The organism is Nonomuraea antri, from assembly GCF_013283785.1.
GTDB lineage: Bacteria > Actinomycetota > Actinomycetes > Streptosporangiales > Streptosporangiaceae > Nonomuraea > Nonomuraea antri.
Genome location: NZ_JABCPZ010000018.1, coordinates 37,117 through 61,975 on the forward strand (window position 1 = coordinate 37,117; position 24,859 = coordinate 61,975).

The 24,859-nt window shown below is 72.3% G+C and carries 18 protein-coding genes; 5 read left to right on the forward strand and 13 right to left on the reverse strand.

Annotated features, from left to right (window positions below):
- The first annotated feature begins 146 nt into the window (after positions 1–146).
- Together HII36_RS09000 and HII36_RS09005 are read left to right on the forward strand one after the other, a co-directional pair.
- A complete protein-coding gene (locus HII36_RS09000; RefSeq protein WP_173522624.1) occupies positions 147–935 on the forward strand; it encodes an SAM-dependent methyltransferase in 789 nt (262 codons plus the stop codon).
- Between the two features lies 1 nt (position 936).
- Positions 937–1,875 (forward strand): TIGR03619 family F420-dependent LLM class oxidoreductase, encoded by a 939-nt coding sequence (locus tag HII36_RS09005; protein WP_173522625.1) that lies wholly within the window; start codon positions 937–939, stop codon positions 1,873–1,875.
- On the opposite strand, the gene tpx is transcribed toward HII36_RS09005, so the two are convergent.
- The 4 genes from tpx to HII36_RS09025 all read right to left on the reverse strand — a co-directional run bounded on the left by tpx (position 1,868) and on the right by HII36_RS09025 (position 10,530).
- The gene (tpx, locus tag HII36_RS09010) at positions 1,868–2,368 is read right to left on the reverse strand and encodes a thiol peroxidase (RefSeq protein ID WP_173522626.1); all 501 of its coding nucleotides are present in this window, start codon (positions 2,366–2,368) and stop codon (positions 1,868–1,870) included. The two genes, HII36_RS09005 and tpx, sit on opposite strands and share 8 nt — an antisense overlap.
- Positions 2,369–2,419: 51 nt before the next feature.
- Entirely contained in the window at positions 2,420–3,394 is a 975-nt protein-coding gene (locus HII36_RS09015; protein ID WP_173522627.1) for a helix-turn-helix domain-containing protein, read from the reverse strand.
- A 102-nt stretch (positions 3,395–3,496) separates the two neighbouring features.
- Complete coding sequence (locus HII36_RS09020) at positions 3,497–7,090, reverse strand: S8 family peptidase (protein ID WP_173522628.1); 3,594 nt, start codon at positions 7,088–7,090, stop codon at positions 3,497–3,499.
- Between the two features lie 131 nt (positions 7,091–7,221).
- Positions 7,222–10,530 (reverse strand): methylmalonyl-CoA mutase family protein, encoded by a 3,309-nt coding sequence (locus HII36_RS09025; RefSeq protein WP_173522629.1) that lies wholly within the window; start codon positions 10,528–10,530, stop codon positions 7,222–7,224.
- A 106-nt stretch (positions 10,531–10,636) separates the two neighbouring features.
- Here HII36_RS09025 and HII36_RS09030 point away from each other — a divergent pair, with 106 nt between their 5' ends.
- Entirely contained in the window at positions 10,637–11,689 is a 1,053-nt protein-coding gene (locus HII36_RS09030; protein WP_173522630.1) for a glucose 1-dehydrogenase, read from the forward strand.
- Between the two features lie 16 nt (positions 11,690–11,705).
- On the opposite strand, the gene HII36_RS55560 is transcribed toward HII36_RS09030, so the two are convergent.
- Both HII36_RS55560 and HII36_RS09040 read right to left on the reverse strand, forming a co-directional pair.
- Positions 11,706–12,680 (reverse strand): CHAP domain-containing protein, encoded by a 975-nt coding sequence (locus HII36_RS55560; RefSeq protein ID WP_328807648.1) that lies wholly within the window; start codon positions 12,678–12,680, stop codon positions 11,706–11,708.
- Positions 12,681–12,756: 76 nt separating this feature from the next.
- Positions 12,757–13,527, reverse strand: coding sequence for a PP2C family protein-serine/threonine phosphatase (locus HII36_RS09040; protein ID WP_173522631.1), 771 nt, complete (start codon positions 13,525–13,527; stop codon positions 12,757–12,759).
- Between the two features lie 76 nt (positions 13,528–13,603).
- Between HII36_RS09040 and HII36_RS09045 the strand changes: the two genes are divergently transcribed.
- The gene (locus HII36_RS09045) at positions 13,604–15,388 is read left to right on the forward strand and encodes an N-6 DNA methylase (protein ID WP_173522632.1); all 1,785 of its coding nucleotides are present in this window, start codon (positions 13,604–13,606) and stop codon (positions 15,386–15,388) included.
- A gap of 62 nt (positions 15,389–15,450) precedes the next feature.
- Entirely contained in the window at positions 15,451–16,386 is a 936-nt protein-coding gene (locus HII36_RS09050; protein WP_173522633.1) for a serine/threonine-protein kinase, read from the forward strand.
- Here HII36_RS09050 and HII36_RS09055 read toward each other — a convergent pair.
- From HII36_RS09055 to HII36_RS09085, 7 genes are read right to left on the reverse strand one after another with little or no spacing between them, the layout of a single operon-like run.
- Positions 16,355–16,651, reverse strand: a complete 297-nt coding sequence (locus tag HII36_RS09055; RefSeq protein WP_173522634.1) for a DUF2218 domain-containing protein — start codon at positions 16,649–16,651, stop codon at positions 16,355–16,357. The two genes, HII36_RS09050 and HII36_RS09055, sit on opposite strands and share 32 nt — an antisense overlap.
- Entirely contained in the window at positions 16,645–20,685 is a 4,041-nt protein-coding gene (locus tag HII36_RS09060; protein ID WP_173522635.1) for a thioester reductase domain-containing protein, read from the reverse strand. Before HII36_RS09060 ends, HII36_RS09055 begins: the two co-directional genes overlap by 7 nt.
- Entirely contained in the window at positions 20,678–20,881 is a 204-nt protein-coding gene (locus tag HII36_RS09065) for a phosphopantetheine-binding protein (protein WP_173522636.1), read from the reverse strand. Before HII36_RS09065 ends, HII36_RS09060 begins: the two co-directional genes overlap by 8 nt.
- Complete coding sequence (locus HII36_RS09070) at positions 20,878–21,486, reverse strand: isochorismatase family protein (protein WP_173522637.1); 609 nt, start codon at positions 21,484–21,486, stop codon at positions 20,878–20,880. Before HII36_RS09070 ends, HII36_RS09065 begins: the two co-directional genes overlap by 4 nt.
- Before the next feature lies 1 nt (position 21,487).
- Positions 21,488–23,002 (reverse strand): (2,3-dihydroxybenzoyl)adenylate synthase, encoded by a 1,515-nt coding sequence (locus HII36_RS09075; RefSeq protein WP_173522638.1) that lies wholly within the window; start codon positions 23,000–23,002, stop codon positions 21,488–21,490.
- Positions 22,989–24,080, reverse strand: a complete 1,092-nt coding sequence (locus HII36_RS09080) for an isochorismate synthase (protein WP_173522639.1) — start codon at positions 24,078–24,080, stop codon at positions 22,989–22,991. Before HII36_RS09080 ends, HII36_RS09075 begins: the two co-directional genes overlap by 14 nt.
- A complete protein-coding gene (locus HII36_RS09085) occupies positions 24,077–24,829 on the reverse strand; it encodes a 2,3-dihydro-2,3-dihydroxybenzoate dehydrogenase (RefSeq protein WP_173522640.1) in 753 nt (250 codons plus the stop codon). The genes HII36_RS09080 and HII36_RS09085 overlap by 4 nt, the downstream gene beginning before the upstream one ends.
- Between the last annotated feature and the right edge of the window lie 30 nt (positions 24,830–24,859).

Consider the following 24,859-nt stretch of genomic DNA (forward strand, 5'->3'; position numbering starts at 1 on the left):
GCCTACGCACTCGCCCGATCCCGGACGTTCACTCCGAAGTCGCCGCACATCCTTGCGAAAGCACGTGCACGGGAAGTTCTCCAGGCGTAGAATCCTGAGTGAAAGATCGTTAACTCTGATCGGGGGATCGGTTGGAGCGAGACTCGATGGGCTTTGATCCGAACACGCCCAACGTCGCCCGTCTGTACGACTATTACCTGGGCGGGAAAGACCACTTCCCGGCGGACCGCGAGGCCGCCGAACGCATTCTGAAGGTGGCGCCCGAGGTGCGGGCGGCCGCCCGGGCGAACCGCGCGTTTCTCGGGCGGGCCGTGCGGTTCCTGGCCGAATCGGGTGTGACACAGTTCCTGGACATCGGCACGGGGCTGCCGACCCAGGGCAATGTGCACGAGATCGCCAGGCAGGTGACGCCGGACGCCAAGGTGGTCTACGTCGACCGCGACCCCGTGGTGCTGGTGCACGCCAGGGCGCTGCTCTCCGACACGGGCCACACCGTCGTCGTCGGCGGCGACCTGCGCAAACCTCAGGACATCCTGGAACATCCCGACGTGCGGGCGTCGATCGACTTCGACCGGCCGGTCGGCGTGCTGCTGGTGGCGATCATGCATTTCATCGCCGAGAGCGACGACCCGGAAGGCATCCTGCGGACGCTGCGCGAGGCCATGGCCCCGGGCAGCTACCTGGTCATGTCGCACGGCTGCAGCGACGCGCGTCCCGACGCGGTCAGCACCGGCGTCCAGGTCTACCAGAACGCCACGGCCGCGCTCACGCTGCGCACCCGGGCCAGGATCAGGGAGCTGTTCGACGGGTTCGAGCTGGTCGAGCCCGGCATGGTGTGGCTGCCCGAGTGGCGTCCAGGCCAGGCGGACGTGATCGACTTCATGGACAAGCCGGAATCGTCACTCATCCAGTGCGGCATCGGGAAAAAGCTCTGACGTGGACGTCGGACTGGCCGTCCCCCAGTTCGGCAGGTTCGCCGCGCTGAGCAGCGTGCTGACGGTGGCGCGCGAGGCGGAGGCGATGGGGTTCGCCGCGCTGTGGGCGGGCGACCGGCTGCTGACGCCGCTGACCCCCCGGGACCGCTATCCCGCGGGCGACGGGAGCATCCCGCGGGCGCACCGCGTGTTCCTCGACCCGTTCGCGGTGTTGTCCGCGGCCGCGGCGGTCACCTCGCGCATCAGGCTCGGCACCAGCGCGCTCAACGCGAACTGGTACGCCCCGGCGCTGCTGGCCCGCTCGCTCACCACCCTCGACCACCTCAGCGGCGGCCGGCTGGTGGCGGGGCTCGGACTGGGCTGGTCGTCGGACGAGTACGCCGCCGCCGGAGTGCCGTGGACCGGCCGGGCGCGACGGTACGAGCAGGTCCTGGACGCCCTGGAGGCCATCTGGACCACCGACCCGGTCTCCGTCGAGAACGAGCACTGGACGATCGCCCCGAGCCACGTCGAGCCGAAGCCCGCACCCAGGCCCGCACCCGAAGGAACCGTGACCCGCCCGCCGCTCTACCTGGCCGGGTTCGCGCCCGAGGCGCTGCGCCGCATCGGCAGGAGAGGCGACGGCTGGCTGACGGCCGCGCTGCCCGTGCCCGCGCTCACCGCCATGTGGCGGACCGTGCGCCAGAGCGCCGAGGACGCCGGCCGCGACCCCGACGCGCTGCGGATCGTCCTGCGTTCCAACCCGATCATCACCGGCGAGGCCGGCGCCACCCCGCCGCGCAGCGGCACGGTCGCGCAGATCGCCGGCTACCTGGCCCAGGCGGCGGAGGCCGGGGTCCACGAGGTCGTCCTGGACCTCCAGCACACCGCCGCCGACGACCAGCACCTGCTGGAGCTGGCCAAGGAGTTCGCGTCGTATCCAGGGGTGGAGACTACTTGAGCGCGGAGAGCGCGGCGTCGTAGTCGGGCTCCTGGGTGATCTCCGGCACCAGCTCGGAGTAGACCACGTTGTTGTCGGCGTCCAGCACGACCACGGCGCGCGCGGCCAGGCCGGCCAGCGGGCCGGACTCCTGGGCCACGCCGTAGTCGGCGAGGAACTCGCGGCCGCGCATGAGCGACAGCATGGTCACGTTCTCCAGCCCTTCGGCGCCGCAGAACCGCTTCTGCGCGAACGGCAGGTCGGCCGAGACACACAGGACGGCCACGCCGGGGTTCTCGGTGGCGACCTGGTTGAAGCGGCGCACCGAGGCGGCGCAGACGCCGGTGTCGACGCTCGGGAAGATGTTGAGCACCTTGGTCTTGCCCGCGTAGTCGGCCAGCGTGTGCTCCGACAGGTCGGTGCCGACCAGCTTGAAGTCGGGTGCGGTGGCGCCGGGCTTCGGGAAAGCGCCGCCCACGGTGATCGGGTTGCCCTTGAAAGTGACGTCGGACATGAAAGCCTCCTGGTAGCAGTGGTCCCCGGTCAATGATCCTATCGACGGGGATCAGGCCCAGTCGTTGCGGGCGGCGTGCCAGCCGAGTTGCACCCGGGTCCGGACGCCGGCCAGGTCCATCAGGGCTCGCAGCCGTCGTTGCAGGGTGCGTAACGACAGGTCGAGCTGGCCGGCCACGGCCTCGTCGGTCAGCCCGGCCAGCAGCAGGGCGAGGATCTTCCTGTCCAGTTCGGTGACGGCGGGCTCGCGTCCTTCCGCCAGTTCGTCGCCGGCGGCCACGCGCAGCGGGTAGGCGCGCGCCCACACCGACTCGAACAGCGCCTCGACGGCGGTGAGCAGGCCGCTGCGGTGCAGCAGCACGGCGGCGGGCTCGCCGCCCGGCTCGGTGGTGAGCGGGACGAGCGCCAGGTCCCCGTCGGCCATCATGAGCTTGATGGGCAGCTTGTCCGCCACCCTGACCTGCACGCCGCGGCGGATGGAGGCGATCGTGCCCTCGACGACGCCGGGCGTGGCGAGCACCTCGCGCTCGACCACGACCAGGTAGTCGACGCCGCGGTCGACGCCCTGGTCCTCGGCGGTGTTGTCGCTGGGCGGCACCGCCACGAAGGGCGCCGTGGAGAACGATCTGACCTGCTTCCTGGCCGCCCACTGGATCTGCAGGAAGCGCTGGCGTACCGCCTCGACACCGGTGACGACCTCGATCAGGTCGCCCACGGCGCGGTCGGTGGCGGCGGTGCGGTGCTGTTCCGCCAGGGCCACGACGGCCAGCTCGGCGGTGCGCAGCTCCTCCCTGCGCGCGGTGAGCAGGCCGCCGAGCGCGACGGCGGGCGGTGCGGCGACGTAGCGGACGGGGGCGCCGTTCTGGCGTGAGACCAGGCCGCGGCCGATCAGCGCGAGCAGGTCCTCCTCGACGGCGGCGAGCGGGGCTTCGAGTCCTGCGGCCAGGTCGAGCAGGGTCGAGGGCGCGCTGATCAGGGCACGGTAAACGCTTTCCTCGGTCGCGCTCAGCCCCAGCGCCGCCAGCACGGTGCCCCTCTCCTCGGCCGGAACGCCGACCAGTATGGGAGAGAAGATGGGGCCAAAGGTGATATATCCACCTTCGGCCCCAAATCGTGACTTCACGGTTATCTAGCTCACGATCGCGCGGATGATCTCCTGCGTGACCGTGTTGCCCTTGTCGTCCGCGGCCGTGGCCTTGAGCGACAGCGCGTCACCGGCCCGCACGACCGTCGTCCAGCGGCCCTTGCCCGCGGGCACGAGCACGGCCCGCTGCCAGGTCTTGCCGTCGTCGTGCGAGACCCGCAGCGTGGCCTCGGTGGCCTTGCTCGCCGACGGCAGCCACTCCTGCGTCGTCCCCGACAGGGTGATCTTGGCGAGCGGGCCGACCACCTTGACGTCGTAGTCGAGCTGCATCATCGGGATGTCGGTCTGCCACGGCCCCTCCGGGTCGGTCGCCGCCGAGACGAAGCCCCACTCGGTACGCGTCCGTGTGGAGGTCGCCCAGCGGGCCGGGTCCCTGTTCACGTCGAGCACCACCCGGTACGGCGCGGACTCGGGACCCACGCCGCTCCACACCGCCGTGGCCCGGCCCTTGGCCTGCTTGAGCAGCTTGTCGCCCTGGTAGACGGCGATCGCCATGGTGGCGTACTCGTCGCCGCCACCGCCGGAGTGCCCGGGCGAGCCGTCGGACAGCGGCGGGATGTTGAACTGCATCGTGTGGTTGGGCTGGCGGAACGGACCCCAGTAGCCGGTGCCCAGCCTGGGGCGCACCACCGGGCCGAACCACTCCTGCCTGGCCCGCTGGCCGGGACGGTAGGTCTGCGGCGTGGCCCGCATCTCCCAGTCGTCCTGCTCGCCGTAGCCGATGGTGTGGTTGTCGTACCAGGTGAAGCCGCTGGTGGGGGTGACGTACTCGGTGCGCTCGGCGGGGAAGTACTCGCGCTCGGGGAAGCCGAACGCCGGGCCCCAGCCGTCCATCAGCAGGTAGCGGAAGCCGCCGCCCTCCTGGCCCGCGATGCCGCCGCGGTAGACCGCGTCGATCCTGGCCAGGTCGCGGGGCCGGTGCACGAGGTCCTTGTCCGGGACGGCGCCCTTGTGCACGTCCGCCAGGTCGTACAGGTAGGCGGGGTAGCGGTTCTGCTCGACCGTGAGCAGCGTGTTCGCCAGCCCGGCGGCGCTGTCGCGCGAGACCAGCGCGATCGGGATGGGCAGGTTCTCGCCGTAGCTCTCGTAGAGCCGTCCCGGCTGGTCGTTGACGACCACCAGCAGCGCGGCGCCGTGCGCGACGGCCTGCGCGGCCCGCTCGGCGGCGGAAACCTCCGCGCTGCGCGTCACGACGACGGCCTTGCCCTTGGCGTCGATGCCCGCGTAGTCCCCCGCCGCGCCCTTGCCCGCGGCGACCGAGCGCAGCAGCGAGCGGCCGTCGGTGAGCGTGCCGCCGCCCTGCGGGTAGGCCACCAGCTCCGGACGTCCCGGCGCGTCGAGCGTGATGGCCGGCTCACCGGCCCGCCAGCGGGTCACGTAGTCGAACGAGCCCTTGGTGACCGGCTCGGTCGGCGAGACGTAGACGCTCTCGTACCAGATGGGCACCACGTAACCGAGCCTGATGCCCTTCTGGTCGGGCACGCCGCGGAAGAAGTCCAGGTGGAGCTGCCTGATCTCGCTCTGCTTGGGCGTGGTGACGCGGGCCGGCCTGGCCTTGCTCGCGTCCAGGACGATCTCGGCGTTCTCGTCCAGCACGGTCTCGGGGTCGACCAGCAGCGCCATGCCGCGCGCGTCGGCCCGCTCGCCGGCCACCTCCAGCAGCGAGTACGCCATGTACGTGCTGGGCGGCAGGCGCAGCGTGCGCTCGCCGTCGACGTCGTAGGGGAACATCGTGCCGTCGAAGGCGGCCAGCACGACCCGGCCGGCGGCCGGCTTGCCGTCCCTGTCGCGCAGCTTCAGCGTCAGGTCGTAGAGCTCGCGCTCCTTGACCGCGCCGAACGCGGTGCGCACCACGCTCTGGCCGGCGGTGGCGGTCACCACGCCGGAGGTTTTGGTGCCGGGCGTGAGCGCGGCCGGGTCGACGCTCAGCGTCACCTCGGCCGTGCCGCGCGCGGGCACCGTGACCTGCTGGGCCGACAGCGTGGCCGCCGTCGAGCCGGTGACGGCCAGGTTCAGCGCCACCTCGGCGTCGCCGTCGTTGCGGTAGACGATCGTGCGCTCGGCCTTGGGGTCGCCGGCGGCGTGCGGCCAGTCGTAGAACGCGGTCGGCACCGAGCCGGTCGCGGTGACCGTGGCGGCGACGGACGCGGCCACGTCGAGCCGGCCCACGCCCTGCTCGAACGGGGTGTGGTCGAGCGGCTTGGCCGAGCTCATGAGCGCGTCCTTGAGCTGCCGCCCGCTCCAGCCGGGGTGGCGCTGGGCGAGGATCGCCGCCGCGCCCGCGACGTGCGGGGTGGCCATCGAGGTGCCGTTGAGCTTCCAGTACGGCCCGGTCGCCTCGGTGTTGAACGACGAGTGCGCGGCGTTGATCGCCACGCCGGGGGCGGAGATGTCCGGCTTGAGGCCGTACGTGCGGGCGAGCGGCCCCATGCTGGAGAACGCGGCCCGCCGGTCCGACTTGTCCACCGCGCCCACGGTCAGCGCCGAGGCGGCCGAGCCTGGGGCGCCGATCGTGCCCTCGCCGTAGCTGTTGCCCGCGGCGATCACGAACAGCGCGCCGTGCTGCTCGGACAGCGTGTCCACGGCCTGCGCCATCGGGTCGGCGCCACCGTCGGGGACGTTGCTGCCCAGGCTCATGCTGACGATCTTGGCCTTGGTCGCGGCCCACTCCATGCCGGCGATGATCCACGACTCCTGGCCGTAGCCGTCGTCGCCGAGCACCTTGCCGATGACCAGGTCCGCGCCGGGCGCCACGCCCTTGTTCTCCCCGCCCGAGGCCGCGCCGGTGCCCGCGACCGTGGAGGCGACGTGCGTGCCGTGGCCGTTGACGTCCTTGACCTCCTCGCCGGGCACGAAGCTGGTGGTCTCGACGATCTGACCGGCGAAGTCGGGGTGCCCGGCGTCGATGCCGGTGTCGAGCACCGCCACCTTCACGCCGGAGCCGTCGAGCCCGGCCGCCCACGCCCGCGGCGCGCCCACCTGCGGGACGCTCTCCTTCAGCGTGGCCCTGGCCTTGGCGTCCAGCCAGACGCGGGTGTAGCCGGGGGCGAGCCTGGCCCGGTCTCCGGCGACGGAGGTCCAGAACGAGCGGTCCCTGCCCACCGACAGGGCGGCGCCCTTGACGCTGGGCAGCGGGCGCACCACCCGCGCGCCGGCCGGGGCCGAGCGCGGGGCCGGTCCCTCGTAGGCGGCGATGACCGGCAGGCCGTCGGAGCGGGCGTCGTCGTAGCCCATCTCGACCAGGTCGGTGATGTTGAACAGCCGCCGGTCCAGCCGCTCGGCCGCGATCAGCGGCTCGGCCTCGTCCGGGACCACGTAGACGTCGCCGCCGGCCTGCTGGATCTGCACGCCGCCCTGGGAGCCCGCCGGGCGGTCCACGGTGATCGAGTCCTGCTCGCCGGGGCCGTCCACGTAGTGCACGCGGTGGCCGGTGAGCAGCGTGAGTGTGTACTGCGATGCGGGTGGCGGCGCGGGTTCCCGCGCGTCCGCGTGGGCCGCCGGCGGCGCGGCCAGACCTGTCGCCGCGAGAGCCGCGGCGAGCACGCCGGTCAGCTTCCTGGCGGGAGAATTGAGGGGCATGACACGGATTTCACCGGCTTTGTCAGGACGGGAAAAGATGATCCCGCTGGCGAAAACCCGCCGTGACGGTAGCCCGCCAGACCGAGGCCCGGACGGTGTGCCCGGGCCTCAGCCGCCGCGCCCGCCGCGGCTCAGACGTTGCGCCGGTACTGGCCGCCCGCCTCGAACAGGGCGTCGGTGATCTGGCCGAGCGAGCAGACCCTGGCCGCCTCCATCAGCACCTCGAACGCGTTGCCCGTCGACATCGCGACCTCGCGCAGCCGGGCCAGCTCGGCGGGGGCCTCGGCCCGGTTGCGCTCGTGAAAGGCGTGCAGGCGGTCGAGCTGCGAGCGCTTCTCCTCCTCGGTGCCCCTGGCCAGCTCCAGCTTGTGCGGCTGGGACTGGTCGCCGTTCGCCGGGTTCCTGAACGTGTTGACGCCGATGATGGGCAGCGAGCCGTCGTGCTTGCGCACCTCGTACAGCATGGACTCGTCCTGGATCTTGCCGCGCTGGTAGCCGGTCTCCATCGCGCCGAGCACGCCGCCGCGGTCGGAGATGCGCTCGAACTCCCGCAGCACCGCCTCCTCCACCAGGTCGGTCAGCTCGTCGATGATGAACGAGCCCTGCAGCGGGTTCTCGTTCCTGGCCAGGCCCCACTCGCGGTTGATGATGAGCTGGATCGCCATGGCCCGCCGCACCGACTCGGCCGACGGCGTGGTGACGGCCTCGTCGTAGGCGTTGGTGTGCAGGCTGTTGCAGTTGTCGTAGATCGCGATCAGGGCCTGCAGGGTGGTGCGGATGTCGTTGAAGTCCATCTCCTGGGCGTGCAGCGACCGGCCCGAGGTCTGGATGTGGTATTTGAGCTTCTGCGAGCGCTCGCCCGCGCCGTAGCGCTCGCGCATGGCCACGGCCCAGATGCGGCGGGCCACCCGGCCGAGCACGCTGTACTCGGGGTCCATGCCGTTGGAGAAGAAGAACGACAGGTTCGGCGCGAAGTCGTCCACCTTCATGCCCCTGGCCAGGTACGCCTCCACGTACGTGAAGCCGTTGGCGAGGGTGAAGGCGAGCTGGCTGATCGGGTTGGCCCCGGCCTCGGCGATGTGGTAGCCGGAGATCGAGACCGAGTAGAAGTTCCTGACCCCGTTCCTGATGAACCACTCCTGGATGTCGGCCATCATCCGCAGCGAGAACTCGGTGGAGAAGATGCAGGTGTTCTGGCCCTGGTCCTCTTTCAGGATGTCGGCCTGCACCGTGCCCCTGACCGTGCCCAGCGTGCGGGCGCGCAGCTCGCGGGCCTCGGCCTCGTCGGGCACGCGCCCGTGCTCGGCGTGGAAGCGCTCCATGGCCTGGTCGACGGCGGCGTTGAGGTAGAAGGCTAGGATGGTGGGGGCCGGGCCGTTGATGGTCATCGACACGGACGTGTTGGGCGCCGACAGGTCGAAGCCGTCGTAGAGCACCTTCATGTCGTCGAGCGTCGCGATCGAGACCCCCGAGGTGCCGACTTTTCCGTAGATGTCGGGCCGCAGGTCGGGGTCGTTGCCGTACAGCGTCACCGAGTCGAACGCGGTCGAGAGCCTGGTCGCCGGCTGGCCCTCCGACAGCAGCTTGAAGCGCCGGTTCGTGCGGAACGGGTCGCCCTCGCCGGCGAACATCCTGGTCGGGTCTTCATCGTCGCGCTTGAAGGAGAAGACGCCCGCGGTGAACGGGAACGCACCGGGCAGGTTCTCGCTGCGCAGGAAGCGCAGCAGCTCGCCGTGGTCGGTGTAGCGGGGCAGGGCCACGCGCGGGATGCGGTTGCCCGACAGGGTCTCGCGCCACAGCGGGGTGTGGATCTCCCGGTCGCGGACCTGCACCACCAGCTCGTCGGCCTGGTAGCGCTCCTTGATCGCGGGCCAGGTGTCGAGCAGGTGCCTGCTCTCGTCGCTCAGCTCCCGCTCGGCCCGGTCGAGCAGTTCGGCGACCCGGCCGTCGCCGCCCGGCCCGGCCTCGTGCCTGTCGGCGCCGGGCTCGGGGACGCCCGCGGTCAGCACGCCGGGCGTGGGCGCCTGGCTCGCCTCCCCCGCCGTGCCCCCGGTGAGCAGGGACTGGACGGCGGCGAGTTGCTGACGGCGGCGCGCCACCTCGGCCTGGGCGAGCGTCTCCTCGTGGTAGCCGCGTACGCTCTCGGCGATCTCGGCCAGGTAGCGGATCCTGTTCGGCGGCACGATCGCCGCCGACGCCTGCGACGTGCGGGTGCCGACCTGCGGCAGCAGCCCGGGCCCGGCCGGCATGCCCTTCTCCGCGAGCAGCCCCTTGAGGTACTGGTAGAGCGCGGTCACCCCGGCGTCGTTGTAGCGGGCCGCGATGGTGCCGAAGACCGGCATGTCCTCGGGCGAGACGCCGAACGCCTCGCGGTTGCGCACGAGCTGGCGGCGCACGTCGCGCAGGGCGTCCTCGGCGCCGCGGCGCTCGTACTTGTTGATCACCACGGCCTCGGCGAAGTCGAGCATGTCGATCTTCTCCAGCTGCGAGGCCGCGCCGAACTCGGGGGTCATGACGTAGATCGGCACGTCCACGTGCGGGACGATGCCCGCGTCGCCCTGCCCGATGCCCGGCGTCTCCACCACGACCAGGTCGTAGCCGGCCGCCCGGCAGGCGATGATCACGTCGTCGAGGCAGGCGGGCACCTCGTTGGCCGCGCCCCTGGTGGCCAGGGAGCGGAAGTAGGTCTGCGGGCCCAGGCTGTTCATCCTGATGCGGTCGCCGAGCAGCGCGCCGCCGCCGCGCCTGCGGGTGGGGTCGATCGCGATGATCGCGATGCGCAGCTTGTCGTCGTTGTCCACGCGCAGCCGGCGCACCAGCTCGTCGGTGAGCGACGACTTGCCCGAACCGCCGGTGCCGGTGATGCCCAGCACGGGCGCGACCCGGTCGAAGGCGCCCGCGCGCAGCCCGTCGAGCAGGTCGGCGGGGGCGTGGCCGGATTCCAGCAGGGTGATCGCGCGGGCCAGCGCGGCCTGGTCGCCGGAGATCACCGCCTCGACCGGCGGCACGCCGTCGAGCGCGACGTCGCACTCCGCGATGAGCTCGTTGATCATGCCGGGCAGGCCGAGCCGCTGGCCGTCCTCGGGCGAGAAGATCCGGGTGACGCCGCGGGAGTGCAGCAGCTCGATCTCCTCGTGGACGATGACGCCGCCACCGCCGCCGTACACCTTGACGTGGCCCGCGCCGCGTTCGCGCAGCAGGTCCACCAGGTAGGAGAAGAACTCTACGTGGCCGCCCTGGTAGGAGCTGATGGCCACGCCCTGCGCGTCCTCCTGGATGGCGGCCGTGACGATCTCGTCGACGGACCGGTTGTGCCCGAGATGGATCACCTCGGCCCCCTGCGACTGGAGAATGCGCCGCATGATGTTGATCGCCGCGTCGTGTCCGTCGAACAACGCGGCGGCGGTCACGAAACGCACGGGGTTCACCGGTACGTGCACGCCTGATCACTCCTTTGTGAGGGGCCTCACTACCGAAGATACTAGGACGTCCTATTAATTCCCAAGGGCTTCCGGTGGGTAGGAACCGCCCCAGGGGGTGAGGGCAATGCGTGCGCTGACGTTTGAGCCCGGTAAGAAGGGGACGCTCAAGGTCGAGGAGATTCCCGATCCTGAGCGGAAGAACGGTGACCTGCTCGTCCAGGGGGTGGCCCTGGGCATCTGCGGCACCGACAGGGAACTGGAGTCCGCCGACTACGGCTGGGCACCGCCGGGCAAGAGCCGCATGGTCATCGGGCACGAATCGCTCGGCCGGGTGCTCGAGGTGCCCGACGGCTCGGCGTACTCCGTCGGCGACCTGGTGGTGGGCGTGGTACGGCGCCCCGACCCGGTGCCGTGCGGCGCCTGCGCGCACGGCGAGTTCGACATGTGCCGCAACGGCCGCTACACCGAGCGCGGCATCAAGGAGATCGACGGGTACGCCAGCGAACGCTGGGTCGTCGAAGCCGGTTACGCGGTCAAGCTCGACCCGTCGCTGGAATCGGTGGGCATGCTGGTCGAGCCCACCTCGGTGGTGGCCAAGGCGTGGGACCACATCGAGCGCATCGGGGCGCGGGCCTGGTTCGAGCCGCGTACCGTGCTCGTGACGGGCGCCGGGCCGATCGGGCTGCTGGCCGCGCTGCTGGGGGTGCAGCGGGGGCTGGAGGTGCACGTGCTCGACCGGGTCGCCGAAGGGCGCAAGCCGGCCCTGGTGGCCGATCTGGGCGCCACGTACCACGCGGCCTCGAACCTGGACGACTTCCACGACGACCCGCCCGACATCATCGTCGAGTGCACCGGCGTCGGCGAGCTGGTCCTGGCCTCGATGACGACCACCGCGGCCGCGGGCGTGGTGTGCCTGGCCGGTCTGGCGTCCCAGGGGCGCACGCACCGGGTCGACGGCGGCCTGATCAACCGGGACATCGTGCTGGAGAACGACGCCGTCTTCGGCAGCGTCAACGCCAACCTGCGCCACTTCAGGGCCGCGGCCGACGCGCTGGCCAAGGCCGATCTCGGCTGGCTGGAACGTTTGATCACCCGGCGGGTGCCGCTGGAGCGCGCCGAGGACGCCTTCGCGCACGGCGACGACGACGTCAAGGTGGTCATCGACCTCACGGTCTGACCCGGCGGTTCCGAGGTCAGTCCGGCGTCTCGTACGGTCTGCGCCTGGTGCGCGTGGCGTGCCGGGTCGAGCCGGCGTGCCTGGTGGCGGCGGTTCCCGCGCCCGCGGGGACCCGTTCCTGCCCCGGCGGCACGGGCGTCCTGGCGGGCCGGGCCGGAACCCGGGGCTCGCCGCCCGCCGCGGGTCGCCTGCCGTCCGGCGCGGTCGCCGGGCGTTTGCCGCTCGGCGAGGTGGCAGGCCGTTTGCCGCTTGGCGCGTTCCACGGCCAGGCGAAGCGGCGGTGGGTGCCGCGACGGCGGCCGGTGACACGGATGGAGAGCGCGATCGTCACCAGCACCATGGCCGCGAGCAGGGCCGGAGGGGTGCCGAGCACGTCTAAAGGCGAGCTGCGCGGGACGTCGGCACGCGGCGCGGCCGGGAACGGCTGCTCGGTCGTGCGGATCTCCACCGCGCCGACGTTGGCCTTGACCACGCGCGGCAGTCCGTAGCCGACGACCTTCTCGGTCTCGCGGACCTTGCGCTTGAGCCAGACGCGGTCCACGTTGGCCTCGATCGTGTGGATCTTCTTTCCCTGGACCTTCTCCACGATGCCCACGTGGTCGACGCCCTTGTAGCTCTTGCCGCCCTGCCAGTCGAAGAAGACCAGGGCTCCGGGCTCGGGCTGTTGCGTCCAGGCGCCCTGCTTCCTGAACCAGGCCGCATGGGAGGGTGTCCAGGCGAACTGGCCGACGTAGTCGCCGACTCCGGCCTTGTCGGCCGCCCAGGCGATGAACATGTCGCACCAGGGAGCGTTCTTGTACTGGGTGTCCTGAACGCGATCCGCGTACCACTGGCCGAACTTGGTGAACTGGCCGAGCTTCTCCTTGTAGCCGAGTTCCTGTTGCGCCCTTTTCAGCAGCGCGTCCGCGATCGGGTCCAGGGTGACTCCTCCCAGATAACCGGCAAACCACGATGGACTGTAGTCGTCAAATCGGGAAATTGCCCAGAACACCGGGAAAATGTCTTGCTATGAGCTTAGATTTCGGCTATGTGACTCCTGGGACGCGTGAGACGTCCTACTATTCTCGCTAGGAGCCGGCGCCGACGCGGTAGATGACGACCTCGCCCATCCCGGGCGCGACGGCATCGGCGACGATCACCGTCACGTTGTCGGGCGAGCCGCCCTCGTTGGCCAGGTCGATCAGTCTCTGGACGGCCGCCGCGGGGTCTGCCACCGTGGTCAGCACCTCGTGCAGGATCTCGGGCCCGAGCACCGTCGTGAGCCCGTCGGAGCAGAGGAGGTAGCGGTCATCAGGCTCGGCCTCGCGCAGCGCCATGTCAGGCTCGGCCCTGCCCTCGCTGCCCAGCACCCGCAACACCATCGACCGCCGGGGATGGACGGCGGCCTGGTCTTCCGTTATCCGGCCTTCGTCCACCATCGACTGCACGAGTGTGTGATCCTTGGTCATCTGATAGAGCGCGCCGTCGCGAAGCAGATATCCGCGGGAGTCACCGAGATGAGCCAGGGCGAAGCGGTAGCCGTCCCAGAGCATGGCGGTCACCGTGGTTCCCATGCCCCTGCGCGCGGGGTCGATCTCGGCCAGCTCGACCAGCCTGCGGGCCGCCTCGTGCACGGCGCCTTCCAGCGCGGCCTCCAGGTCCGCGCCCGTCTCGGGAAGCGTGGCATCCAGCTCGCGCATCACGGCGATCGCGGCGGAACTCGCCAGCTCGCCTGCCGCGTGACCACCCATCCCGTCAGCCACCACCAGCAAGCGGCCGCTCGCGTAGCCCGAATCCTCGTTCTGCTCCCTGCGGCGGCCCACATCTGATCCGGCGGCATAGCGGATGTTGTGCTTCATACCCTGCAGTAAATCATTGGTTGAAAGACTTCACAAGCAGATGCGCTGAAGACTCTTGTGAACTACTGTGGGCTTCATGAGCCACGACCCGACCGTCAACGCCGGGGACATCGCCCGGCTCGCCGGTGTCGGGCGTGCCGCGGTGAGCAACTGGCGCCGCCGCCATGACGACTTCCCGCACCCCATCGGCGGCACCGCCAACCAGCCGCTGTTCTCGCTGCGCCAGGTCGAGACCTGGCTGCGGCGCTACGGGAAGTCTTACCAGGTCTCCCTGGGAGATCGGGTGTGGCAGCGGCTGAAGGCCGCGGGCGATCTGCGGCTGGGCGAGCTCGTCGCCCAGGCCGGGCTGCTGCTGACCACCGGCGACGGCGAGCTTGACGCCGAGTCCGCCTCGCTCGTGCTGGAACTGGCCGAGCGGCACGACCCGCGCACCGCCTACGAGTTCCTGGTCGAGAGATACCTCGAATCGCACTCCAGGCAGCTCTCGGTCACGCGGGAGGACGTCGCCGAGCTGATGGTCCGGCTCGTGGCCGCCGGCGCGACCACGATCCTCGACCCGGCCTGCGGCGTCGGCACCCTGCTGCTCGCCGCCCCGGGCCCGGCCGAGCGCGCGGCCGGCGGCGAAACCCGGTTCCGGGTGCTCGGGCAGGAGCTGAGCGAGACCTCGGCCGCCATCGCCGCGGCCAGACTGCGGCTGCGCGGCGTCGAGGCGGCCGTCCTCCCCGGCGACGCGATGCGGCACGACGGCTTCCCCGGCGAGCGGGCCGACGCGGTGGTGTGCGACCCGCCGTTCAACGAGCGGGCCTGGGGCTACGAGGAGCTGACCGGCGACCCACGCTGGGAATACGGCCTGCCGCCGCGCGGCGAGCCCGAGCTGGCCTGGGTGCAACACTGCCTGACCCACGTCAGGCCGGGCGGCCTGGTCGCCATCCTGATGCCGCCCGCCGCGGCCAGCCGCAAGGCCGGCCGGCGCATCAGGGCCAACCTGCTGCGGGCCGGGGCGCTGCGGGCGGTGGTGGCGCTGCCGGGCTCGGACCTGTGGCTGCTGCGCCGTCCCGCCGCGGGTGAGCGGCCGCCGTCCGAGGTGCTGATCCTCGACGCCGGGGCGAACCTGGCGGCGGTCGAGCCGGCCTGGCAGGCGTACCTGGAGGACCGTTCCGAGCAGACCGTGCGCATCATCGACCTGCTCGCCGACGAGGTCGACATGACCCCGGCCAGGCACCAGCGCCGCGACGACCTCGGCCGGGCCTTCGCCGAGGCCCGCGACCGCTTCCTGGCCGCGGCGGCGGTGCCGCCCGACCTGAAGGTCCTCGACCAGCCGCTCGACCAGCCCGTCACCACGGTCGGCGACCTGATCAAGGAGGGCCTGGTCATCGCCGTGCTGGCGCCGCCCAGGATGGTCGTCGGCGGCGGCGACCTGCCGGTGCTGACGGCCGACGACATCGCCCACGGCACCGCGCCGTCCGGGCTGGCGTCGGCACAGCAGAGCCTGGTCACCGTGCGTCCCGGCGACGTGGTGGCGTCGTATTCGAGCGTGCGGGTGATCGACGAGGGCGGCGCGGTGCTCGGCCCGCACCTGACCCTCTACCGGGTCGACGCGCGCCGGCTCGACCCCGACTTCCTGGCCGGCTACCTGCGGGCCGCGGGCAGCCGCGCCACGTCCGGCTCCAGCAGGTTCGACGTGCGCCGCACCCGGCTGCCGCGGCTGTCGCTGAAGGAGCAGAAGGCGTACGGCGAGGCGTTCAGGCAGCTCGCCGCGCTGGAGGACGCTTTGCGCGAGACCGCGGCGCTCGGCCAGACCTTGATCAGGCTCGGCCTCGACGGTCTGGCCGACGGCCACCTGCACCCGCTCACCCCGTGAGGGCGGCACTCCCTCGCGGCCTGACGGTGTAGTTTTTTCCGAAAGGCTGCGGGGAGGGGCGAATGGTCATCGGCGACCGCTATGTGCTCGACGACCTCCCGCTCGGTCAGGGCGGCATGGGGGCGGTCTACGCCGGCCACGACCGCCATCTCGACCGCCGGGTGGCGGTGAAGCTGCTGCGCCTGCCCAGCGGCCCTGACCAGGAGCTGGAACGCCGGTTCATCAGGGAAGCCCGCATCCTGGCCAGGCTGGAGCATCCGGGCGCGCCCGTCCTGTACGACTTCGGCACCCACGAGCAGCGGCTCTACCAGGTGATGCAGTTCATCGAGGGCGTCACGGTGGCCGACGTGGTCAGCGAGCACGGCCCGCTGCCGGTCGCGTGGGCGGCGGCGATCGCCGCGCAGGCGTGCGCGGTGCTGTCGGCCGCGCACACGTTGTCGATCTGCCACCGCGACCTGAAGCCGACCAACCTCATGCTCTGCCCGGACGGCAGCGTGAAGGTGCTGGACTTCGGCCTGGCCCTGCTGCGCGACGCCGACGTGACCACGTTCACCAGGATCGGGCAGATCCTGGGCACGCCCGCGTACATGGCGCCCGAGCAGATCCAGCACGGCATCGCCGAGCCGCGCAGCGACCTGTACTCGCTGGGCTGCGTGCTGCACGAGATGCTGACCGGCGAGCAGCTGTTCACCGGCCCCACCGACTACGTGGTCTTCGAGAAGCAGGTCAAGGAGCGGCCGCCGGCCATTCCCGGGCTGCCCGGCCCGCTGGAGGCATTGCTGGCCGAGCTGCTGGAGAAACAGCCGGACGACCGCCCGGTCGATGCCGACGCGCTGTACGAGCGGCTGGAGCCGTTCGCCAGGGAACTGCCGATGTTGCCCGGCTTCCTGACTCATGCCCCCAGCCCCGGCCGCATGTACGCCCGGATGGTGGGCCGCGTCCTGACGGGCGCGGCCGCACCGCGCGTCAGTGGGCCGGCTGGGCCTCGCTCCAGCTGACCACCAGGTTGTCGCGGGCGCCGAAGCGCTCCAGGTGGTCGGTCACCACGTACCTGACCCGGCCCAGCGCCTCCTCGTCCGGCGCCGCCACGTGGATGCTCAGCGCGTCGGCGTCGGCGCGCATCACGCACGTGCCCCAGTCGAAGCTGGCCGTGCCCTCCTCGTCGGTCCACTCGGCGGGCACCTTGCGGGCGAAGTGCTTGCAGAGCTGGACCAGGTAGCGCGTGGCGCGGTCGGTCTCCACGCGGGACGTGATGGTCAGCATTCGGTTCCCTTCGCGAGCGTCGGCCTGGGGAGCAGGCCGGTTTTCACGCAGTGGTCCAGATATCGGTGCATCGTGTCCCGGCCGATGGACGGGCACCGCGTTCCCGCGGCCGCGGCCCGTTCGCCGCGTACCGTGCCCAGCTCGGCCGGCGGGCCCGCGGCCAGGTCGAAGAACGCGGCGGTGGCGGCGGAGTCGGCGTCGCCGTCCCTGACGCGCTCGACCCATTCAGCGACGGGCACGGCGCTGAGCCGGTAGCCGTACTCGCGGGCCCAGCCCATGGCCTGGCGCAGGCCGGTGGGCGGCAGCGGGGCCAGGTTGTGCACGCCGGTCGCGCCCTGCCCGGCCAGCGCGACGATGGTCGCGGCGGCGTAGTCGACGGGGGTCCACGGCTCGGCCACGTCCAGGTCGGGCAGCACGCCCGCGGGGACGCCGGCCCGCAGGATGCGCCAGAACAGGTCGTTCGGGTTGACGTAGCCGTGCTCGGGGGCGCCGACGACCCGGCCCAGGCGGTGCACCGCGGTCCTGATGCCGCGTTCGCCGGCCTGCCTGACCAGCTCTTCGGCCGCCCACTTGCTCTGACGGTAGCCGTCGTCCAGCCCGTCGTGGGCGGGGAAGAACTCCTCGGGGACGTCCGGGCCGGCCGGGGCCACGGCCAGGGTCGACACGTAGTGGACCGGGACGCCGAGCCTGAGCAGGTCGAGCGTGGCGGTGACGTTGACCGCCCGCAGGCTGCGGTAGGCGCGGGTCACGCTGACCACGGCGGCGTTGTGGAAGACCGTCTCGACCTCCAGGCCGTCGCCGAGCAGGCCGTCTCCGAGCAGGCCATCGCCGAGCCGGTCGGAGGCGGCCAGGTCGGCGGGCACGGCTCGGACCCGGTCGCGCGGGATGCCGGGCAGGCCCTGGTCGGCCAGGCTCTCGGCCAGCCTGCGCAGCCCGGAGGGCTCGTCGGCGGCGCGTACCGGGCAGACGATCCTGGCCTCGGTGGCCGACAGCAGCTCGGCCAGCAGGTGCGCGCCGACGAACCCGGTCGCGCCGGTGAGCAGGTACGTCGGCGGCCGGCCCGACGGCACCGCCCTGGGCAGCACGTCGGGCGGGAGCACCGCGTCACGCACGTGCTCGGCCCCAGCGACGGCCGGGGTGACGGCCGAGGTGCCGGCTGAGGTCATGGCCGGGGCGTGCGAGGTGAGCGCGCCGGCCAGTGCCGCGGCCGTGGGGTGCTGGAACAGCAGCGCGGCGGGCACCTCCCTGCCCAGCTCGGCGGCGAGCCTGGTGACGACCTGGATCGTCTGCAGCGAGTGCCCGCCGAGCTGGAAGAAGTCCGACTCGGGAGAGATGTCGGTCACGCCGAGCACATCGGACCAGATCCCGAGCACGACGCCGACAAGACCGTCCGCCACCGGCGTGGCCGGGGCGCGCGTGGCACGCAACGCGGCCCGGTCGATCTTGCCCGACGTGGTGCGCGGCAGCTCGGCGGCGAAGACGTAGCCGGCCGGGATCACCGCGGCGGGCAGCAGCCCGGCCAGGTGCCCGCGCAGCTCGGCGGCGCTGACCTCACCCGCGGGCACGACGTGGGCGGTCAGGTGCCTGACGCCGCTCTCCCTGACCTCGCCGACGACCGCGGCCGCGCGTACCGACGGGTGACGCAGCAGGGCGACCTCGATCTCGGCCGGGTCCACCCGGTGCCCGCTGATCTTGAACTCGTCGTCGATCCGTCCCAGGTAGACGAGCCGGCCGTCGGCCCGCACCCGGACCCGGTCGCCGGTGCGGTAGGCCCGCTCGCCGCCGATCTCGGCGAAGGGCGCGTCCAGGTAGCCGCGGGCCAGCCCGCCGCCCATGAGCACCAGCTCGCCGTCGTCGACCAGGCAGCGCACGCCGGGCAGCGGACGGCCGATGGGCGCGTCCTGGTCGCCTGGAACCAGTTCGGCGACCGTGGCCACGACGGTGGCCTCGGTGGGCCCGTAGGTGTTGAACAGCCGCACGGAGCCGGCCGCCGCGTGCCAGCGAGCCACCCGTTCGGGCAGCGCGGCCTCGCCGCCGATGATGACCGTGCGCAGCGTCCTGGGCAGCGTCGCCGTCCCGGTGGACAGCGCGTACGCCACCTCGTGCCAGAACGCGGTGGGCAGGTCGAGCACGCTCACGCCGAGGTCGCCGCACGCCTGCAGCAGCCGGGGCACGGACTGGATCATCTCCTCGGTGCGCAGCACCAGCGTGGCGCCCGCGCACAGGGTCAGGAAGATCTCCTCGACGGACGCGTCGAAGTGCAGCGGCGCGAACTGCAGCACCCGGTCCTCGGCCCGCAGCCCGTACGTGACCGTGGCCCCGGCGACGAAGTGGGCCAGCGCCTCGTGCCCGACCGCCACGCCCTTGGGCCGGCCGGTGGAGCCCGAGGTGTACATGACGTAGGCGAGGCCGGGCTCGCGCCGCGTGCCTCCCCTCCGCTCGATCCCGTCGGCGGTGACCAGCGCGTCGGGACGGGCGTCGGCGAGCACGGCCTCGATCCTGGCGGCCGGCCAGGCCGGGTCGACGGGCAGGTACGCGGCCCCGGCCAGCACGGAACCGACGATCGCGGTGATCGCCTCGAACCCCCTGGGCAGCATGACGGCCACCATGGCCGCCCCGGAGACCCGCCCGGCGAAGGACCTGGCCGACTCCAGCAGCTCGCGGTAGGTGAGCCGGCGTCCTTCCAGCTCGACCGCGACGGCGTGCGGACGGGCCGCCGCCTGTCCTTCGATCAGGGTCCGCACGGGCACGGCGGGCACCGGCAGCGGCCCGCCGTCGAGCACCCGGACGCCCGGCGACCCGAGGAACGGCGACCCGAGGGACGGCGGGCGGACGGACAGCGGGCGGTCAGGGTCGGCGGTCAGCTCGGTGAGCAGGTCCAGCCAGCCTTCGGCGTGCGCGTCCAGCTCGGCCGGCGCGTACGCCGCCGCGTTGGCGTCGAACTCGGCGCGGAAGGAGCCGCCGCGCTCCGACACCGCGATCGACAGGTCCTCCACCGGACCGGCCGACACGCTGTGCACGGTTCCCACCGCCCCTCCCGCCGCCGCGCCGAAGCGCAGTGCCGTGCCGAACGGCAGCACGTTCACCACCGGCCCGAACAACCGGCGTTCCCCGCCGACCAGCCGCAGATCGCGGCGCAGCCACTCGTAGCGGTAGCGGTGGTGCGGCCGGCCGGCCGCGAGCTCGGCCGTCACGTGCGCGGCCAGCCCGGTCAAACTCGCCCCGGCGGGCACCGGGACGCGCAGCGGCACGATGTTCATCGCCATGCACGGCACCTTGATCGCCGCCGAGCCGAGCCGGTTCATCACCGGCAGCCCGAGCACCGCTTCCCCGGCGCCGGTCCTGCGATGCAGGTAGGCGGCGGTGACGGCGGCCAGCACGTCCGGCGCGACCCGTCCGGGCAGCTCGACCGTGCGGCGCAGCACCCGCCTGCCGACGGGGGCGGGCGGGGCGAGCAGCGGCGGCACGGGCAGGTCCGCGCAGCGCTCCAGCCAGAACGCGCGGTCGCGCTCGCGCTGCCCGTCGGCGCCCGCATAGGCGGCGGCCTCGGCGAGCACCGGGCCGAACGCGCCGAACCCGGCCGCCGGACGCTCGCTGTACAGGTCGGCCACCCGCTTGGCCAGCAGCGCGAACGCGTAGCCGTCCGCGGCGATGTGGTGGATACGCTGGTACCACAGGTGCAGCTCGGGACCGAGGCGGAACAGCGCCTGGCCGAACAGCGGCCCCTCCGCCAGGTTCACCACGGTGTCCAGGTCGGCGCGCATCCACGCCTCGGCCTCGGCCCGCGTGGCGACCTGCGGCCGGTGCAGCGGCCAATCGTCGTCGACGTCGACGACCTGCGTGCCCGCGCCGGGGAACCTGGCGTGCAGCGCCTCGGCCGAGCCGATCGCCGCGCGCAGGGCGCGCTCGAACCGGCCGGCGTCGAACGGCCCGCGGATCTCGACGTACTCCCCCGCGTTGTAGGCGGGGTTGCCCGGATCGAGCGCCTGCCCGGTCCAGATGCCGAGCTGGGCGGGCGACAGGGCGTCAACCACGGATCAGCTCTCCCCACGCCCGCAGCGTCGGTCGTTCGGCCAGCTCCATGAAGTCCAGGCCGAGCCGGTCGGCCAGCGTCATGAGCCTGATCGAGTCCATCCCATGGTCGAGCAGGTCGTCGTCGTCACCCGGCGTGTCCCCGAGCAGTTCGGCGACCTGCGCGCGCAACTCCGCCATGCTCATCACCGCGCTCATGCCAGGACCTGCGCGGTGGTGACGACGCGGGCGCACCGCTGGGAGGCGTAGTCCAGGGCGTATTCGTGGTGGCCGCGCGAGAAGTCGGCCACCGCGTCGGCGACGACGAACGGCTGGATGTCGCGCATGAACGCGTCCAGCGCCGTGGCCAGCACGCCGATGTGGGCGTACACGCCGACCAGGATGAGCTGGTCGCGGCCGTGCAGCCGGTGCGCCAGGTCGGTGCGGACGAACGCGCTGTAGCGCCACTTGGTCAGCACGGTGTCCGGGTCGTCCGGCTTGAGCTCGTCCACGATGGCCGCCGCGTACGGCTCGCCGCCGAGCCCGGGGCCCCAGAAGTCGGTGAGCAGCCCGCGCTGCTTCGGCTGCTGCGCGCCCGGCTGCGCGGAGTACAGGACCGGGATGTCCTGCGCGACGCAGTGCTTCCTGATCTGCTGGATGTTGCCGATGACGTCGGGGATGGGCCCGGCCTGGAACGGGGCCAGGAAGTGGTTCTGCATGTCGTGGACGAGCAGCGCGGCCCTGGCGGGGTCGATCGGCCAGGAGACCTTGCTCGCCGGCGCCTCCGCGGGCAGGCTGTACGGCTCGATGACGGGCAGGCCCATGTCAGATGCCTCCTTCCAGGCGCGCTCGCAGCGCGGCGCGCAGATCCTTCTTGCTGGTCTTGCCGACCCCGGTGGCGGGGAAGCCGTCGACGAACTCCGTCCGGTCGGGCAGCTTGTACACGGCCAGCCCGCGGGCCCGCAGGAACTTCCTGAGCTCGGCGCCCGTCGGGGCCTCGCCCAGCGGGACGACGAACGCGTGGGTGCGTTCGCCCAGGTAGGGGTCGGGCACGGCGACGACGGCCGCGTCGCGCACCGCCGGGTGCGCCAGCAGGTGCTCCTCGACCTCCTCTGGCGACACCTTCTCGCCGCCCCGGTTGATCACTTCCTTGGCCCGGCCCTCGACCACCAGGTGTCCCGTGGGGGTCAGCCGCACCAGGTCGCCGGTGCGGTAGAAGCCGTCGGCGGTGAACGCGGCGGGGTCGGAGTCTCGGTAGTAGCCGCGGATCGTGTACGGGCCGCGGGTGAGCAGGTGGCCGATCTCGCCGGGGGCGACGGGCCGGTCGTGGGCGTCCACGACCAGGATCTCGTCGTCGGGCGAGATCGGACGGCCCTGGGTGGTCTCCACGATCTCGTCCGGGTCGTTCGCGCGGGTGTAGTTGACCAGCCCTTCGGCCATGCCGAACACCTGCTGCAGCCGGCAGCCCAGCTCGGGACCGACCCGGCGAGCTGCCTCCGTGGCCAGCCGCGCGCCGCCCACCTGCAGCAGCTTCAGGCTCGACAGGTCGTGCTGTGCGCGCTTGGCGGCCTCCAGCCAGACCAGCGCCAGCGGCGGCACGAGCGCGGTGATCGTCACCCGCTCCCGCTCGATCAGCGGGAACGCGGTCTCCGGCGTGGGCCTGGGCGCCATCACGATCCGGCCGCCGGCGTGCAGCACGCCGAGCACGCCGGGCGAGCTGAGCGGGAAGTTGTGCGCCACGGGCAGCGCGCACAGGTAGACGGTCGAGCTGTCGAGCTCGCAGATCCCGGCGCTGGCCCTGACGCTGTAGAGGTAGTCGTCGTGGGTGCGCGGGATCAGCTTGGGCAGCCCGGTGCTGCCGCCGGAAAGCTGCAGGAACGCCACGTCGCCCGCGGCGGGGCCGTCGAGCTCGATCGGCTCGGCGTACGGCAGTTCGTCGGCGTGGATCACCTGGCCGACCTCGACCTTGACCTCCAGGTCGCGGGTGGTCAGGTAGGCGGTGGCCGCGCTGTGCGTGACGAGGTGGGTGACCTCGTTCTCGCGGTGCGCGGGCAGCGCGAAGACCGGCAGCGCGCCGAGCCGGAACAACGCGAAGATCACCTCGAAGAACGCGGTGCCGTTCGGCAGTTGGACCACGACCCGGTCGCCGCGGCGCAGGCCGAGCCCGTGCAGCCCGGCGGCCAGCCGGTCGGCCCTGGCGTCCAGCTCGGCGTAGCTCAGCCGGTCGACGGCCTCCCGCTCGCCGTGCTCCTCGGCCAGCTCGCGCAGCCACGCGCCGAACGTCTGCCCGGTCCAGTAGCCCGCGGCGCGGTAGCGGGCGGCGAAGTCATCGGGCCACATGCAGCACTCCCAGCGCGGTGCGGAACTTGGCCGAGGTCTCGGCGAGCTCGGCGTCGGGGTCGGAGTCGGCCACGATGCCCGCGCCGGCGTACAGGGTGAGCGCGCTGCCGTCGGCGACCGCGCAGCGGATCGCCACCACCCACTCGCCGTCGCCCTTGGCGTCCTGCCAGCCGACCAGACCGGTGTAGAAGCCCCGGTCGAACGGCTCCAGCTCGGCGATCAGCCGCCTGGCCGCCTCGGTGGGCGTGCCGCAGACGGCCGGGGTCGGGTGCAGCGCGCAGGCCAGCGCCAGCGAGCTGGTCTCCGGGTCGGCCAGTTCGCCGGTGATGCGGGTGGACAGGTGCCACATGGCCGCCGTCCGCACCAGCGAGGGCCGCTCGGGCACGTCCAGCTTGACGCAGTACGGCTGCAGCGCCGCCGCGACCGCGTCCACCACCAGCGCGTGCTCGTGCAGGTCCTTGGCCGAGCTGAGCAGCGCGGTCGGGTCGCCGTCCGCGGGCACCGACCCGGCCAGCGGGTTGGCCACCACGGTCGGGCCGAAGCGCGAGACGAGCAGTTCCGGGCTGGCGCCGAGCAGCGTGCGGCCGCCGGGCAGCGCGGCGGCGAACGTGTAGCCGGTGGGGTCGCGTTCGGCCAGGGCGGCGACCAGCGGCGCGAGGTCTCCTTCGAAGGGCACGGTCAGCGACCTGGCCAGCACGACCTTGTCCAGGTCTCCGGCGCGCAGCCGGTCGACGGCCTGGCGCACGGCCTCGGCGTAGTCGTGCGGCGGCGGGATCTGCTCGGAGTCGTCCGGGTCGAGCGTGGGTCCCGGCTGGTGCTCGCGGCCGGCCAGCGGGGGTTCGTGGCGTACCCACTGGGGGACGAACAGGTGGGCGTGCGCGTCGGGCGCGAACGGGATGGCCCCGACCACGATCGGCGCGTCGTGCCCGGCCGCCAGCGCGACGCCGAGCACGCCGTGCACCCGGGCCGGCAGGTCGGCCAGTCCGTTCGCGCGGGCCGAGGGCGGCACGGCGAAGTAGATGTCACCGGCGAGCAGGGTGCCGCGCGGCGAGGCGAGAAAGAACTCGTCTATGGTCACAGGGAGGCTCCGCCATCCACGTAGAGATCGTGCAGGGTGATGTGCCGCGCCCGGTCGGAGGCGAGGAACATGACGGCGTCGGCGATGTCGGCGGGCTCGGCGATCCGGCCGAGCGGGATGCCCACGCGGTACATCTCGGGCGCGCCCCAGATCGGGTCGCCCTTCATGGCGCGCTGCATCGCGGTGTCCGTCGATCCGGGGGCGACCACGTTGCACCTGATGCCGTACGGCGCCAGTTCCAGGCCGAGGCATTTGGTGAACATGGTGGCCGCGGCCTTGGAGGCGGCGTACGCGGCCATGTGCGCGCGTGGCACGCGGGCCGCGTTCGAGCCGACCGTGATGATCACGCCCCGGCGGTGCGGGATCATCCGGCGGGCGGCGGCCCTGGAGGTGTGGAAGACCCCGCGGGTGTTGACCGAGAACACGTGCTCCCAGTCGGAGTCCGCGAAGTCGGCGACGGGTCCGAGGTGGAGCACACCGGCCACGTTCACGACGATGCCTGGGGGGCCGAATTCGGTTTCGGCCGCCTCTATCGCCGTTTCGACCGCGGCGGAATCGCTGACGTCGGCGGCGCGCGCGGTGGCGCGCAGGCCGTCCCACCGTAGCTGGGAGGCGACCTTCTCGGCCTGGTCCGCGTCCACGTCGACGAGCGTGACCGCGGCTCCCGCCCTGGCCAGCTCGCCGGCGACGGCCGCGCCGATCCCCTGCCCGGCGCCCGTGACGAGCGCATGACTGTCCCGGAACTCCATCACTCTCCTTCTTAGGTAAGGCTTGCCTAA

What these genes read in the sequence shown, in the direction of transcription:
- HII36_RS09000 (WP_173522624.1), top strand. Translation starts at nt 147, where the DNA reads ATGGGCTTTGATCCGAACACGCCCAACGTCGCCCGTCTGTACGACTAT.
- tpx (WP_173522626.1), bottom strand. Translation starts at nt 2,368, where the DNA reads ATGTCCGACGTCACTTTCAAGGGCAACCCGATCACCGTGGGCGGCGCT.
- HII36_RS09020 (WP_173522628.1), bottom strand. Translation starts at nt 7,090, where the DNA reads ATGCCCCTCAATTCTCCCGCCAGGAAGCTGACCGGCGTGCTCGCCGCG.
- HII36_RS09030 (WP_173522630.1), top strand. Translation starts at nt 10,637, where the DNA reads ATGCGTGCGCTGACGTTTGAGCCCGGTAAGAAGGGGACGCTCAAGGTC.
- HII36_RS09040 (WP_173522631.1), bottom strand. Translation starts at nt 13,527, where the DNA reads ATGAAGCACAACATCCGCTATGCCGCCGGATCAGATGTGGGCCGCCGC.
- HII36_RS09045 (WP_173522632.1), top strand. Translation starts at nt 13,604, where the DNA reads ATGAGCCACGACCCGACCGTCAACGCCGGGGACATCGCCCGGCTCGCC.
- HII36_RS09050 (WP_173522633.1), top strand. Translation starts at nt 15,451, where the DNA reads ATGGTCATCGGCGACCGCTATGTGCTCGACGACCTCCCGCTCGGTCAG.
- HII36_RS09055 (WP_173522634.1), bottom strand. Translation starts at nt 16,651, where the DNA reads ATGCTGACCATCACGTCCCGCGTGGAGACCGACCGCGCCACGCGCTAC.
- HII36_RS09065 (WP_173522636.1), bottom strand. Translation starts at nt 20,881, where the DNA reads ATGAGCGCGGTGATGAGCATGGCGGAGTTGCGCGCGCAGGTCGCCGAA.
- HII36_RS09070 (WP_173522637.1), bottom strand. Translation starts at nt 21,486, where the DNA reads ATGGGCCTGCCCGTCATCGAGCCGTACAGCCTGCCCGCGGAGGCGCCG.
- HII36_RS09075 (WP_173522638.1), bottom strand. Translation starts at nt 23,002, where the DNA reads ATGTGGCCCGATGACTTCGCCGCCCGCTACCGCGCCGCGGGCTACTGG.
- HII36_RS09085 (WP_173522640.1), bottom strand. Translation starts at nt 24,829, where the DNA reads ATGGAGTTCCGGGACAGTCATGCGCTCGTCACGGGCGCCGGGCAGGGG.